This window comes from Vibrio bivalvicida, from assembly GCF_001399455.2.
GTDB lineage: Bacteria > Pseudomonadota > Gammaproteobacteria > Enterobacterales > Vibrionaceae > Vibrio > Vibrio bivalvicida.
The window spans coordinates 1-14,017 of sequence record NZ_LLEI02000083.1 but is presented as its reverse complement, the minus strand read 5'-3'; the positions used below and the strand labels follow the sequence as shown (position 1 = coordinate 14,017).

The window sequence follows — 14,017 nt, the reverse complement described above, 5'->3', positions numbered from 1 at the left end:
AAATCGTGACATTGTCACACGGTAGATTTCTGATTAAAACTGATTAATTGCAAGAGGAAATGAGTTTTCATTTCCTCTTTTTTTTCGCCAACGAACTAATAAAATCCAAGTATTGCTAGGAAAGGTAATTAAGCGTTTTACCTAACTTCAAATCAATTTTCAGAGATGGAACGATGCTTAAACCCAGTGACAAATGGACTTGGTACTATGATGACTCAGAAGAGCACCTTATGCTCGATCTGGGTAATGATATGGTATTTAAGACCAACCTTCCTCGTAAGCTGATTGTTGACTGCGCTATTGGCATTAATGAATTCTCAGTAGATGATGCATCTGCTTACCAAACATATAAAGAACAAATTACGTTACTTGGGCTTAGCGAGCCAAGACAGGCAGAGCTTTCTTTATATTGTGTAGCGGCCAAGCGCTTTCACAAGCCCGTCCAACCAAAAAGCTGGTTTTTCGATTGTTTATCTGACGGCCAAGTAGCTCCAGAAGAAGGTGATCTAATTTGCCTTAGTAACTCTTTGAGTGAAGGTTATTTCATTGTTCTAGAAGTGGGTGAGAGTGCGAGTTTATGCGCGTCTGTTTGTTTAGACGGATTTGAGCTCAATAGTTCAAAATCACTCAGGTTTGGACAAGCAATCAAAGTGATGCATGACCGTCTGACCGTCGCCAATCATCTATTCCACGCTCAACCAATCGCACTGGTGAGCTAACACCTGTTATCGTTCCTTTGTTTCATTTCCCGCCAGCATCTCTGCTGGCTTTTTTTTACCCTGCCCGAAGCAAAATAGGGCAACTTTTGCTCTATTTATATCACTCCAACTTGTGAGACAAGTTCAATTTATCATCATATAGCACAATTAATTTCCACTTTTTTACCGCCGCTCAATCTTCAAAACTAACATTTATTCCTCTTTTGGCCTTAATTTGTAATTAAATTACTTAATAATCACCTTTTGGTATAGACCAAAAATGAGGTGAATAAGCATTCACTTCGTCTATGGCCTTTGTTTTTACGCAAAATTAGCATTGGAGTTTGAAGTGTTCTTGAAAACGAGTGACGAAGCATGAAAGTGTCGATATTTCATTCAATTGATGGAGAAATGTGGTGAATTACCTGATTGAGCTAACGATAACTAATGGAGTCAGGTATAATGCGGGGTCATTTTCTACAGAATTAAAACATCACTATGCATCAATATCTTGCGGTTACGTCCAACGGTTTGGAAAACTTGTTGGTTGAAGAGTTAACCAAGCTAGGGATAACCAATGCCAAACCTGTTCAGGCAGGGGTTCGCTTTAAAGCATCAAATGAGCAAATCTATCGTTGCTGCTTATGGAGTCGATTGGCGTCGCGTTTCGTCCGTGTGCTTTCTGAATTCACATGTAACGATGATATGGATCTCTACTTAGCAACTTCCTCAGTGAATTGGGTTAATCAGTTCCAAAGTTCAAAGAAGTTTGTTGTTGATTTCAACGGTACAAACCGTGAAATCCGCAATAGCCAATACGGTGCGATGAAAGTTAAAGATGCAGTAGTGGATAGCTTCGAGAAAAAGAACCTACCGAGACCGTCGATCAGTAAAGATCAAGCTGATCTTCGCATCCATGTACGCTTACACCGTGATAAAGCGATATTGGGTGTTGATATGGTTGGCGGCGGCTTGCATCAACGTGGATACCGCCCTGAATCTGGTCGTGCGCCTTTACGTGAGACCTTAGCTGCGGCCATTATTCTACGAAGCGGATGGGATGCAGAGAAGTCTCTACTTGACCCTATGTGTGGCTCTGGCACCTTACTGATTGAAGCGGCGATGATGGCGGCCAATATGGCACCTGGTGTTAATCGCACGCAATGGGGTTTTGAATCACTAGAAGATTTTGAACCTGAGCTTTGGGCTGAGATTAAATCTGAAGCTGCAGTTCAGGCTAGAAAGGGCGTCAAAAAAGTTGACGCTAAGTTTTTCGGCTTTGATAACGACTCGCGCGTACTGAAAACAGCCAAAGATAACGCGCGCCGTGCCGGGGTTGAATCGTTAATTGAATTTAACCTTGGTGATGCAGCGCAAGTTCAACGCCCTGAGGGTTTTGAGTCTGGTGTTATTGTCTCAAACCCGCCATACGGTGAGCGTTTAGGTACACACCCAGGGTTAATTGCACTTTATACTGCGTTTGGTGCCCAATTGAAATCTGAGTTTGGAGGCTGCCAAGCATCTATTTTCTCAAGTTCTGATGAGCTTTTGAGCTGTTTACGCATGCGAGCGGACAAACAGTTTAAGTTGAACAATGGTGCGTTACCGTGTCACCAGAAAAACTACTCAATTAGTGACCGTCCAGTGGAAAATAAAGGTGACAATGTCACTGAGTCACTGATTGCTCCAGACTTCTCGAATCGCTTAAAGAAAAATATTGCAAAAATTGGCAAATGGGCCCGTAAAGAACAGCTCGATTGCTACCGTATCTACGATGCAGACTTACCAGAATATAATGTTGCCATTGATATTTACCTCGATCACCTAGTGATCCAAGAATACGCCGCACCTAAGAACATTCCTGAAGAGAAAGCTAAACGCCGTTTAACAGATATCATCCGTGCAACGATTCAGGTAACCGGTACAGAAGCGAATAAGGTAGTGCTTAAGGTCCGCGAGAAGCAAAAAGGTCGTTCTCAGTATCAAAAACTGTCTCAAGAGTCTGAGACGCTTACCCTTCATGAATATGGGGTGAAGCTAAAGGTTAATCTGCATGACTATCTTGATACAGGCTTATTTCTCGATCATAAGATAACTCGCCGCAAGTTGGGTGAAATGGCGCAGGGTAAAGATTTCCTTAACCTATTTGCTTATACAGGCTCGGGTACAGTCCATGCAGCCTGCGGCGGCGCTAAGTCAACAACGACGGTAGATATGTCGAACACTTACCTAGAGTGGGCAAAAGAGAATATGAAGCTCAATGGTCAAGTCGGTCGTCAGCATCGATTTGAACAAGCAGACTGTCTGCAATGGTTGGAGCAATCTACTGCTCAGTTCGATCTTATCTTCATTGATCCTCCTACATTCTCGAACTCCAAGCGCATGGAGCAGAGCTTTGATGTCCAGCGCGATCATATTCAATTGATGAAAAACTTGAAGCGATTGCTTCGTCAGGGTGGAACGATTGTATTCTCGAACAACAAGCGTCACTTTAAGATGGATATGGAAGGCTTAGATGAACTTGGCTTAACCGCGAAGAACATTTCACACCAAACATTGCCAATGGACTTTGCGCGCAATAAGCATATTCATAACTGCTGGATTTTGACTCACAAGGATTGATAGGTCACACGTGATCACTTTATACAGTACAGAAGGGTGCCATCTATGTGAGATGGCATTTGAACTAACAAAACAGCTCAATATCTCTCATCAAGTCAAAATTGTCGATATAGCTTTTGATGATGAATTGTTTTCTCGTTACGGTGTCACCATTCCGGTGCTCAATTATCAAGGTAACGAGCTTAATTGGCCGTTTGATTTACAACAATTACAGCTTTGGTTAGACGAAAATGGCATTACTAACAATTAATAATGGATTACTGGCCTACGGTGATCACCCTCTATTAGATCATGCAGATTTTGCTCTACAAGAGAACGAACGTGTTTGTTTAGTTGGCAGAAATGGTGCTGGTAAGTCTACGCTAATGAAAATACTTGCCGGTGAAGTGCTACTCGATGATGGAAAATTAACTGTAACGCAAGATGTTGTGGTTTCGCGTTTAGAACAAGACCCACCACGTAACCAGGATGGCACTGTATTTGAGTATGTTGCTGGTGGTCTGGCTGAGGTCGGGAAGCAGATTAAGATCTATCAAGATCAACTCGATCTGATTGCAGTTGATCCATCAGAGAAGAATATCAACAAGCTTGCGCGTATCCAAGAGCAGCTTGAGCATTCAGGTGCGTGGCGCTTTGAAGACCGAATTAAGAACGTATTAGCAGCGCTCAATTTAGATGGGCACACCAAGCTTACTGACCTTTCTGGTGGTTGGCAGCGTAAAGCAGCCCTAGCTAGGGCCCTTGTACGTGACCCAGATGTATTACTCCTTGATGAGCCAACCAACCACCTTGATGTAACGACTATCGAGTGGTTAGAGAACTTCCTTAAAGATTTCCGTGGTTCAATCATCTTTATTTCTCACGACCGTGCGTTTATCAAATCAATGGCAACCCGTATTGTCGATCTCGATCGCGGTAAACTGGCATCTTTCCCAGGTAATTATGACAACTACTTGGTTGAGAAAGAGGAGATGCTGCGTGTAGAAGAGATGCAAAACGCCGAATTTGATAAAAAGCTTGCTCAAGAAGAGGTTTGGATCCGTCAAGGTATCAAAGCGCGCCGTACTCGTAACGAAGGTCGTGTAAGAGCACTTAAAAAGCTGCGTGAAGAACGTAGTGACCGACGTGAAGTGCAGGGTAAAGCCAATATTCAAATCGATGATGCTTCGCGTTCGGGTAAGATTGTCTTTGAAGCGAAGAACGTTAATTATGATATTGAAGGCAAGTCCATTGTTAAAGATTTCTCGTTCAATATTATGCGCGGTGATCGCATTGCATTAATTGGTCCTAACGGTTGTGGTAAAAGTACACTGCTTAAGCTGTTGCTCGACGAGCTTCAACCTCAATCAGGAAAGCTTCATTGTGGTACAAAACTCGAAGTCGCTTATTTTGACCAATACCGTGAGGTGCTAGACCCTGAAAAGTCAGTCATTGACAACCTAGCTGACGGTAAGCAGGAAGTGATGGTCGGTGGCCGTCAGCGTCATGCGTTGAGCTATTTACAAGATTTCTTATTTGCACCTAAACGTGCACGTACGCCAGTTAAAGCGTTGTCTGGCGGCGAAAAAAACCGTCTTCTATTGGCAAGAATATTCTTAAGATCAAATAATTTGTTGGTGCTAGATGAACCAACCAACGATCTTGATATCGAAACTTTGGAACTTTTAGAAGATTTGCTTGCCAACTATCAGGGTACGCTTTTACTTGTCAGCCACGATCGTCAGTTTGTCGACAATACAGTGACAACCAGTTGGATCTTTGAAGGTGAAGGCGTTATTGAGGAATTTGTTGGAGGTTACCACGACGCGCAGCAGCAGCGTGCTCAAACGCACAAAGCACGCGCGAATGAAAAACCAACAAAAAGCGTTAAACAGCTTGAGGAAACTCCCAAAACGGCTGCAGTAAAGAACAAGCCTAAGAAGTTATCCTATAAACTGCAGCGAGAGTTAGAAGCATTGCCAGCCAAACTTGAAGAGTTAGAAGCGGAAATTGAAAGCTTGCAAGAACAAGTCAACAACGCAGATTTCTTTTCAAAACCTGTAGAGCAAACGCAACTGGTATTAGATAAGCTCACTGCAACGGAGCAGGAGCTTGAAATTGCCTTCGAACGCTGGGAAGAGCTCGAAGCAATGCAACAGGAAAGTTAATAACTAATGAGTAGTAACATTTTTAGAATTTCAGCAGTAGCGGCAACAATCGCTGCCTCATTCGGTGCCAATGCGGCTCTGTACAATGTGTATTTAGAAGCCCCTGAGGGCACCAGCACAGCCATTCAGACTTATGGTGTGGCTATTTCACCAGAGACTACAGTGTGCTGGAGTAATGCTTGTGACGATTCTACCTCTAAGATGGCCACAGAGGTTAAGCGTTATCGAGAGGGTTTTAGCTATCGAGATGAGGCTCCATTTTTCCTACCTTTCGGTTGGAATTATTTAGATGATAACTACGATGGCTTTAAGAACTACTGCAGAGATTATTTAAGATACGCAGAGACACTATGTGAAAACTGGGCAAGTGCTCAGTACACAAATGGATACGCTAAAGAGCAAGGTGGTGATTATGCTGGGTCAATAGCGTATTACGATGGTTCTTCTTTGTACTCAGAAAACACTGTGGTCAATAGTATTGACAATGGTTTTTCTACTGGTAACCGGTCTATAGGTGGTACACCACGTAATGTAGCGTTTACGAGCACTGATGGGTCATCAGTAACTGATCTATCCCGAACGTATAGTGGGACCACTTATGCGGAATCGCATGGATGGAAAACTCTAAAAGATGGAAGCACCTATTATACAGTAGGTAGCGTTAGTAGAACGGCTAACCATGCAACAAGTGACAATAATTCATATGCGGCAGTTTGGGTCGATGGTGTTTTACAAGCTCCGATATCTTGGGTTGGTGGTACGAACAACGGTGACAACAGAGCGCACGCTAGCGCTAGGGATATTGTAAAAGACGGCAATAACCTGTACGCCGTAGGCTATAACTCTGATGGCGATGTGCGTCTTAAAGCAACAGTGTTTAAATCAGAAAATAATGGTGGTACGAGCTGGACCTCAACGTTAGTTAGCGGTTTCCCTTATGATTCGTCAGAATACGCCAATCAAACGTTGAAAGCAGTCAACAATAACAAAATTGCGATTGGTACGGCGAAGCTAAATCAAGCGTTAAACGGTGCATACGCCAATATGCTGTTTTATGTTGATAATCTAGATGTACCAGCATACAAAGCATTCAGCGGTAATATTTTCTTTACTGGTGCGAATGGTTTAGCGGGCAATATCAACAACTATAACGATGTGGTGGGTACTATAGATTATGAGCAGCACTCAGAAACCAATGGTAAACCACGTGCTCAAAGAGCCTTTATTGCTAACCTAGGCACAGTAACGGGTTCTGCGCCAATTGGCGGTCAAGCACGTTATTTAGATGATCTGACTTATGGCTCGGGTGCTACCACAAGTAATAACCAATATCGCATTATTCAAGCGGCAGACATTAATGATGCAGGTGTAATTGCGGCAACAGCTTACTACTGCGCTGGTGGTTTTGAGAGTGATGCGATTGATGCGATATGTGCCGCAGGCGCATCATTGGCGGGTGTTAAGCTAGTACCAATAGCAGGTAAAACAGCTAGCGACATTTCACCACGCCCAGTGACTCAAACAACAGTTGAGCGCCAGGGTGGTACTTTAGGATTCTTGGTATTGACTGTATTAGGTCTGCTAGGGTTCCGTAGAAAATAGGTCAAATTGTAAACAAGGGCACAGGTTCACAGTTTTGGATCTGTGCTTTTTTTATATCTTGAATTTGACGTTCTTTTGATCGAATCTTAATGGTGAAGCCACAAAAGCTTCATATTAATCGGTTATCCGGATCTGACAAAGATCAGCATTTAATCGGTTAATAAAGTAGTACGTTAAGAAACATTTTATGTATGAGGACGACACTATGAAGAGACAAAAGCGTGACCGCTTAGAGCGAGCTCAATCTCAAGGGTATAAAGCAGGCCTTAATGGCCGCTCTATGGAGGCATGTCCATACCAGCAGATGGATGTTCGATCTTATTGGCTTGGTGGTTGGCGCGATGCCAGAGAAGATAAACACTCTGGTCTCTACAAATAACACTCATTCCACATACAACAAAGGAATTTAGCCCCGAAAGGGGCTTTTAAATCGCCATATAACGCACTATAACTAAATATGTTGGGTATAAAAAAGCGACTCGAATGAGTCGCTTTTTAAAAAATCAATATGCTTAGAAAGCAGAAGTGTCTTGGAACAAGCCAACCTTAAGGTCTTTTGCTACGTAAATCTCTTTTCCGTCAACCAGAACGCGACCATCAGCAAGACCCATAACAAGTTTACGGTTTACAACGCGCTTCATGTGGATCTCGTAAGTAACTTTTTTAGCTGTAGGTAGGATCTGACCGGTGAATTTTACTTCACCAACACCAAGAGCACGACCTTTACCTTTGCCGCCAACCCAGCCAAGGAAGAAACCAACAAGCTGCCACATAGCATCAAGGCCAAGACAACCAGGCATTACTGGGTCACCAGGGAAGTGGCAGTCAAAAAACCATAGATCTGGAGTAATATCTAGCTCAGCTAGAATCAGACCCTTACCGTAATCACCTTCAGTCTCAGACATCTTGGTGACGCGATCCATCATTAGCATATTTGGCGCAGGTAGTTGAGGGTAACCAGGACCAAATAGTTCGCCTTGGCTAGACGCTAGAAGATCTTCACGGTTATAAGAATCACGTTTGTTTTGCATTATCAATTACTCCGATTTTTGATAGCAGCATGTTAGTGAACACGTGTACGCTAAACAACTCCGATCAGTATATTTATGAGCGAAATTTTGTTCAAACGAACCAGTTTTTGATGCGCTCCACAATTCCTTGCGGGTGCTCGTGTCTTTCAAAGTTTTCAATACGTTGCGCTATTTTACTAATAACGCTTTCTTCATCTTCACCACGGAAAGGCTTACCCATAATAAGAGGAATTGCCTCGTCCACAGTCGATACAGACCAGATATGAAATTCATTCTTTTTGATGCTGTCGACCACGTCTTTATTTAGTGATAGGTGTTTAAGGTTTGATTTAGGAAGAATGACACCTTGATCTCCCGTTAAACCTTGGTGGTTACAGACGTGATAAAAGCCTTCGATTTTTTCATTGAGGCCACCAACGGCTTGCACACGACCAAATTGATCGACGGCACCAGTCACGGCAATTTGTTGATTGATAGGGTACTCAGATAGTGCCGAGACGAACGAGCAAAGCTCTGCTAACGTTGCACTGTCACCATCAACCTCGCTGTAAGACTGCTCAAACACTACTGAAGCAGAGTAAGGAAGTGGCTCGTCGAGTTGTAGGGCGCTACTCACGAAAGCTTGCATGATCATCATACCTTTAGCATGGAGGTTTCCGCCAAGTTCAGCTTTACGCTCTACATCTGAGATATCTCCGTCACCAAAGTGGATGACACACGAGATACGTGCGGGTTCCCCATAAGACATAGGGTGACCAGGTACATCAATCACTGTCAGGCCGTTCACTTGGCCTATGCATTCACCTTGAGTTTCGATGATCACCTGACCATCGGTAATGTCCGCAAGGGCTCGCTCTGGAAGGTAAGCTTCGCGTTGGTACTTGGCTTCTAAAGCCTGCTCAAGATCTTGTTCGTCAAGTACTTTGTTATTTGATGTCAGTAATGCTTCCTGAAACAAAGAAAGATACCAAAGCACTTCGATTGGCATGTAATTCTGGTCTTCAGTGTAACGGGCTCCAGCATTCATCAACCGATGTAGTGCACCAAATGAAAGAGTGGGCAGTTTATACTTATTGACTATCCAAGATAGGAAACCGAGATATTGCTCAATGGTGTTGGTGCTTAAAGAGAACTCATCTTCGACTTCAGTAAACATTGCCAAACCGGTATACAATTCTGGTTCGAGATACTCAAAGTCAGCTATTTGGTGGCGATCGCCAACCAGAATGATTTTAATGTCATATGTGCTTGCTGGTGGATTAGTAGCGATTTTATGCGGATTGGCATTAATAGGGCTTACTTCTTGTCCTAATAAGACGGACTTAAGCGTTTGCCAACTTGCTGGGTTAGCGAGCAACAAAGTGGCCGGGATTACAAGATAACCGCCGTTAGTTTGTTCAATAAGGCCTTTGCTTGAAGTGACAATGTCACCTGAGTCGCTACAGGTATATGACCCCAGTAGTGTCGCGATGTTTAAAGACTCTGTCGTTGATACCGGTTTTTGACCAATGAACTTTTTCAGTCCATCTTTAATCAGGTTACGATAAAACGCGTTGTCTGCAGAATTAATCACAAGTAAGCGGCTAAAGCCCTGAATGGCACTTAACGTTTCCAATGATTGTTTAAGTCGAGGTTGAATATTGAAGAAGTCGACTTGTTCTAGCTCATTGAATCGTTGGATCTGGGTGTCATATTGCGAATATTGTGGCGTGACAGCGTGCCAGCTTTCTTGGTTCATTAAATCAGTTCGTATACTTAAAATGGATGAAAATTATATAGAAAAACCCCATCAGGAGATATAGATAATTTTATCTGATGATCTTGATCGCTTTTCGATTACAATGGGGATTGTAACTTTTATCACTTAGGGTTACGCTGTCACCTAGGACGTTAACGGAATGGCTTTGCAATGAAATATCAACAGCTTGAAAACTTAGAGTGTGGTTGGAAGTGGAATTATTTGATCAACAAGTGGAAGGCTGGTGAAGCCATCACTTGTCATATCGATACTAGTGAGGCAGACACCGCGGTCAATGAGCTTCGTCAGCTAGAACACCAACCAACAAAAGTTCTAGAGTGGATTGAGCAGCATATGTCACCAGAACTTGATAATAAACTCAAGCAGGCCATTCGTGCTAAGCGTAAACGCCATTTTAATGCAGAGCAAATCCATACCAAGAAGAAATCTATCGATTTGGATTATCGCGTTTGGGAAAAGCTGTCACACAGAGCCAATGAGTTAGGTTGTACTTTGTCTGATGCGATAGAATATTTACTGTCAGAAGCCTCTCGTAGCGAAAAGGCGAGTAAAGCGGTAAGTAGCTTAAAGGAAGATTTAACCAAGTTACTCGATTAACAAGGAGTGCCTATGCTTTATGTAATTCTAATTGCGTCAATCGTTATCTTTTGGTTAGTTGCTGTAGACCGACCGATTTTAAAGGTTAAGTTTTCTGACGGTAAAATCACGCAGGAAAAAGGGCATTTCCCTCCGAGTTTTAAGCACAATGTGGTTGAAATTGCAGAGCGCACTCCATTTAGCGGCGAGCTAAAGGTTTATCAGCAACGAACAGGCACTAAGCTAGTCATGTCGAAGCAAGTACCGAAAAAGGTACAGCAGCGCATACGAAATGTTTTTCCGCATCAAGGGTTTCGTAGCAAAGGCAAAAAGCACGCAGGTTGATGCCGATTCTTTTTCTTTCGAAGTAAATTTCCTCAATTTTGTTACCTCTAAACTCAATAAGGCTGTATATCCCACACCTTGAAGCTGGAGGTAACCCGTTAAATTCTCAATTGCTTATCTTGCAACCCACCAGTGTCAATAATCAAGATAAGAATCAAACACAAATCTTTCAAGACAGATGTAATCGAACTATCGAGATGAACCATCAGGATTCAGTGGCTATAGTTAATAGAGCCTCGTCAACTGCCTAGCGCATTGAGAGTGAGTGGTTCTCCATTGATGGCTTTAAAGCGATTTGAGTATGCAGAGTTTACTAACAACAAACAAAAAGTATAACGAAGAAGCTAATGCTCTAGCTCAGAAAATCACACGTATGACAACGGAGCGTCATGCTAAGTGGTTGGTAAGCTTGAAGTATATACTTGATCAATCTGATGTCGACAGTGCGTTAAGCCGACAGAGTGAGTTTTGCGACAGTGTAATTAAAAAAGAAGAGGAACGAATTACCGATAATCAAAGGATACTACTTAAATGTGAAAGCGAGCGAGTAGAGGAGCGCAGGCTGGCAGTTGAAGAAAGGCAAAAAGTCGTAGTGTCGGTTGTGTCCGATATTGCCGAACATGCACAAAGTTATATGTGTCAGAAGCTAGAAGAAATGTCAGTACTTCAACTTTTTGGGCGCTTTCCAGATTTCTCCTATTTCTCAAGTATTGCTTATTCACCGTCGTTAACATTTAGCAGGCTATCCGTTCTGACAACCAACGACAATCAGCTCAAGTCGAACATATTAGAGCTCGTCAACAATCCCAAATTTTGTCAGAGAATTGGTAAGTCACCTCGTAGTATTCAAGACCCTAAGGTAGCGATAGGTACAATCGGCATAGATAATTGCTGCTTACTACTGCCAATATTGATGGCTAAGCCACTGCTCAAATGGCACGACCCCGTAACGAAAAGTATTGCTCCTAAGCTGTGGCAGCATATGGTGCTAACGGCAAATGTTACACGAATTCGCCTAGAGCAGACTGGTAGTAAGTTTCCCCAGCAAGGCATTCTATTAGGTGTATTGAGAACAATCAGTCGTTTCGCCATCGTCAACCACTTCAGCTTACTTTTCGAAGATGCTCAAGTTGCCAAATTGCAGTGGTATCGAGAGAACAACTTGCGAGAAGAGTATTACGCGTGTGGTGAAGTAGCACCGGACCTAAGTATTCTGCCCCATGTCATTCACAATCTAGAACTCGAGCTTACACGCAAAGTTGTTGATGCTATAGAGTGGACCCCATTTACCATCCCAATGAGGAATGCGTTAGAAGAAGATCTTAATGGAGTGCCGGTTTTGGAACGAAGTGATGCCGGGGCCGCATTGGCACAGGCTCAAGCATACGCAATGTATGACACCCTAGATCGAAGCAATGCATTTATTGAGAAACATAAACCATTCTGGTTTGCTAACGTTCAGATGCCTCCTGATGCGTTGCAAGTAATCCGAGAACTCAATCCTGGTCGTGTAGGTCTATCAAAATAAACAACGCCTAATTAGCGCACTATAACTAAATCAATTGATGGTAATTGTATTTTCAAAGTTATTAACGTATTGAATACACTGATTAGGTATTCTCAGCGTTACTTCTTCTAGGTAAGTGACAGTGTGTCGAATACTGTGTGATTTAGAGTAAGGTTAATGCATTCAAGGATAGTTTAGGTTGAAAAATGTTCGACAAAGAAGTGGCTATGTTTCCCGCAGAACGAGTCAGGTTTCGTGGTAGATATAGGCAGGCAAGTGTATTGATAAATGAAAAGAAAAAAGGCTTCAACACCATAGTTTGAAGCCTTTTAAAATCTTGGTCTGTAATGCTTATTAGTAGTTAACGGTTCTATGTTTACAGCGATAGATATCTGCTACCACAGACTTAGCCTGACCATCTTCAGTGTCGATTAGCTTAGTAATATGGAATCTGTTTCCACCCAGCATATACGTTTGGTTAGCTAGTTCTACTTCTAGATCCTCAGACGATACTTCCTTGAATACGTGGGTTGTTAAGATTTTACAACTGTTATTCTCAACTTCAGCAAACGCAATTGGAGAGACATTTTGAGCACCTGGAATTAGTTTTATCTGAGACTCAATAGTTAGCTTTTTCTTGGCCTGGTGTGGATTACAGCGATAAAACTCGGCAATAACACTGCTTGGGCGATTACGACGAGTTTTCGTAACTTCGCTGATAAGGTAACGGTTGGCACCAGCTAAGTATGCTTCATTCTTTAACACTGGCACTACATTGTTAGGGTGAGAATCCGCCAGAGTATAAACTTCAACAAAATCACACTTTTGACTTATAACACTCGACTCGGAAATCGGAGTGACATTTTTAGCCTGTGACATTACAGGCACTTTTTTTGTGGCACAACCACCTAGAATTAGAACGGCAAACAGAGCGATAAAAAACTTTTTCATAATACACCTTTACAAATATGAAGGTGGGATTCTATCAGTGTTTATTATGATTGTGAAAAGTTAAACTAAGAATAGACTCAAAGCGTCTCATATTAGAGAAAACTGTATAAGAGGTCCGTTAAGTATCTAATATAAATGAATTTACTATTAAGCTGCTTTTATAGGCCGATATTTAAAGTTCTTATTTAATCCCTTTAAAAGCATAGGAAAACGTTATGTTTTGTGGCCGCTTATTAACAGAAATAAGTGATACTGTCACGCTGTCTGGGCTGGCAATACTAAATTCTAACAAGGGACTGTCCAGTACCTCAGTACTAATCCTAATTTCGTACTCTATAGATGTGAAAAGTATTGGCCTGTTAACGAAAATGCATTGCTAAACACTTATAGTTTAAATTAGTGTGGCCACTACAAGTCGACGTTATCGTTAGGCAGTGAATAGGATGATTATAAGTGCAAGTCGAAGGACTGATATACCAGCTTTTTATCATCGCTGGTTTATGAATCGAATTAGAGAAGGATTTCTACTGACTCGAAACCCATTTAACGCCAATCAGATCAGGCGTGTTTCGCTTGAACCACAAGATGTCGGGGCCATCGTATTTTGGACCAGAAACGCTGAAAAGCTAATAAAATACTTGCCGCAACTCTCTGAGTTTAATTACTACTTTCAATATACAATCACAGGTTACCCCAAAGCCCTTGAGGCTCACTTACCCAATACTGTAGTGGTCAACTAAAATTGGCCACGGTTTTGTAAGTTTTCCAGTAAAGCCTTT

General features: G+C 42.3%; 13 protein-coding genes. 10 read left to right on the top strand and 3 right to left on the bottom strand.

The genetic code is table 11. The features are described 5' to 3' along the window. Positions 1-173 precede the first annotated feature (173 nt). From APB76_RS20040 to rmf, 6 genes are all read left to right on the top strand, one after another. Complete coding sequence (locus tag APB76_RS20040; RefSeq protein WP_054962442.1) at positions 174-719, top strand: cell division protein ZapC; 546 nt, start codon at positions 174-176, stop codon at positions 717-719. A 477-nt stretch (positions 720-1,196) separates the two neighbouring features. Continuing rightward, positions 1,197-3,320, top strand: a complete 2,124-nt coding sequence (gene rlmKL / locus APB76_RS20035; RefSeq protein ID WP_054962441.1) for a bifunctional 23S rRNA (guanine(2069)-N(7))-methyltransferase RlmK/23S rRNA (guanine(2445)-N(2))-methyltransferase RlmL — start codon at positions 1,197-1,199, stop codon at positions 3,318-3,320. A 10-nt stretch (positions 3,321-3,330) separates the two neighbouring features. Next, entirely contained in the window at positions 3,331-3,570 is a 240-nt protein-coding gene (locus APB76_RS20030) for a glutaredoxin family protein (protein WP_074181739.1), read from the top strand. Beyond that, positions 3,551-5,467 carry an ABC transporter ATP-binding protein gene (locus APB76_RS20025; RefSeq protein WP_054962440.1) on the top strand — a complete coding sequence of 639 codons (1,917 nt, stop codon included), beginning with the start codon at positions 3,551-3,553 and terminating at the stop codon, positions 5,465-5,467. Before APB76_RS20030 ends, APB76_RS20025 begins: the two co-directional genes overlap by 20 nt. Before the next feature lie 6 nt (positions 5,468-5,473). Further along, entirely contained in the window at positions 5,474-7,069 is a 1,596-nt protein-coding gene (locus APB76_RS20020) for a DUF3466 family protein (RefSeq protein WP_054962439.1), read from the top strand. Positions 7,070-7,274: 205 nt separating this feature from the next. Then, a complete protein-coding gene (rmf, locus tag APB76_RS20015; protein WP_049844116.1) occupies positions 7,275-7,448 on the top strand; it encodes a ribosome modulation factor in 174 nt (57 codons plus the stop codon). Positions 7,449-7,581: 133 nt separating this feature from the next. Here the strand turns inward: rmf and fabA are convergent, their stop codons facing one another. Then, entirely contained in the window at positions 7,582-8,100 is a 519-nt protein-coding gene (gene fabA / locus APB76_RS20010; protein WP_045956267.1) for a bifunctional 3-hydroxydecanoyl-ACP dehydratase/trans-2-decenoyl-ACP isomerase, read from the bottom strand. Between the two features lie 91 nt (positions 8,101-8,191). Continuing rightward, positions 8,192-9,838, bottom strand: a complete 1,647-nt coding sequence (locus tag APB76_RS20005) for an AAA family ATPase (protein WP_049844064.1) — start codon at positions 9,836-9,838, stop codon at positions 8,192-8,194. A gap of 171 nt (positions 9,839-10,009) precedes the next feature. Here APB76_RS20005 and matP point away from each other — a divergent pair, with 171 nt between their 5' ends. The 3 genes from matP (at position 10,010) to APB76_RS19990 (ending at position 12,308) form a co-directional block, all read left to right on the top strand. After that, positions 10,010-10,456, top strand: a complete 447-nt coding sequence (gene matP / locus APB76_RS20000; RefSeq protein WP_049844065.1) for a macrodomain Ter protein MatP — start codon at positions 10,010-10,012, stop codon at positions 10,454-10,456. A gap of 12 nt (positions 10,457-10,468) precedes the next feature. After that, positions 10,469-10,780, top strand: coding sequence for a DUF3634 family protein (locus APB76_RS19995; protein ID WP_049844066.1), 312 nt, complete (start codon positions 10,469-10,471; stop codon positions 10,778-10,780). A gap of 301 nt (positions 10,781-11,081) precedes the next feature. After that, positions 11,082-12,308 (top strand): HDOD domain-containing protein, encoded by a 1,227-nt coding sequence (locus APB76_RS19990; protein ID WP_054962438.1) that lies wholly within the window; start codon positions 11,082-11,084, stop codon positions 12,306-12,308. 333 nt (positions 12,309-12,641) lie between these two features. Here the strand turns inward: APB76_RS19990 and APB76_RS19985 are convergent, their stop codons facing one another. After that, a complete protein-coding gene (locus APB76_RS19985; RefSeq protein WP_054962437.1) occupies positions 12,642-13,238 on the bottom strand; it encodes a putative periplasmic lipoprotein in 597 nt (198 codons plus the stop codon). 443 nt (positions 13,239-13,681) lie between these two features. On the opposite strand from APB76_RS19985, the gene APB76_RS19980 reads away from it, so the two are divergent. Beyond that, a complete protein-coding gene (locus tag APB76_RS19980) occupies positions 13,682-13,978 on the top strand; it encodes a DUF1848 family protein (protein ID WP_054962436.1) in 297 nt (98 codons plus the stop codon). Positions 13,979-14,017: the final 39 nt, after the last annotated feature.

What these genes read in the sequence shown, in the direction of transcription:
- APB76_RS20020 (WP_054962439.1), top strand. Translation starts at nt 5,474, where the DNA reads ATGAGTAGTAACATTTTTAGAATTTCAGCAGTAGCGGCAACAATCGCT.
- matP (WP_049844065.1), top strand. Translation starts at nt 10,010, where the DNA reads ATGAAATATCAACAGCTTGAAAACTTAGAGTGTGGTTGGAAGTGGAAT.
- rlmKL (WP_054962441.1), top strand. Translation starts at nt 1,197, where the DNA reads ATGCATCAATATCTTGCGGTTACGTCCAACGGTTTGGAAAACTTGTTG.
- APB76_RS19995 (WP_049844066.1), top strand. Translation starts at nt 10,469, where the DNA reads ATGCTTTATGTAATTCTAATTGCGTCAATCGTTATCTTTTGGTTAGTT.
- APB76_RS20005 (WP_049844064.1), bottom strand. Translation starts at nt 9,838, where the DNA reads ATGAACCAAGAAAGCTGGCACGCTGTCACGCCACAATATTCGCAATAT.
- APB76_RS19990 (WP_054962438.1), top strand. Translation starts at nt 11,082, where the DNA reads ATGCAGAGTTTACTAACAACAAACAAAAAGTATAACGAAGAAGCTAAT.
- APB76_RS20025 (WP_054962440.1), top strand. Translation starts at nt 3,551, where the DNA reads ATGGCATTACTAACAATTAATAATGGATTACTGGCCTACGGTGATCAC.
- APB76_RS19985 (WP_054962437.1), bottom strand. Translation starts at nt 13,238, where the DNA reads ATGAAAAAGTTTTTTATCGCTCTGTTTGCCGTTCTAATTCTAGGTGGT.
- APB76_RS20040 (WP_054962442.1), top strand. Translation starts at nt 174, where the DNA reads ATGCTTAAACCCAGTGACAAATGGACTTGGTACTATGATGACTCAGAA.
- APB76_RS19980 (WP_054962436.1), top strand. Translation starts at nt 13,682, where the DNA reads ATGATTATAAGTGCAAGTCGAAGGACTGATATACCAGCTTTTTATCAT.
- fabA (WP_045956267.1), bottom strand. Translation starts at nt 8,100, where the DNA reads ATGCAAAACAAACGTGATTCTTATAACCGTGAAGATCTTCTAGCGTCT.
- rmf (WP_049844116.1), top strand. Translation starts at nt 7,275, where the DNA reads ATGAAGAGACAAAAGCGTGACCGCTTAGAGCGAGCTCAATCTCAAGGG.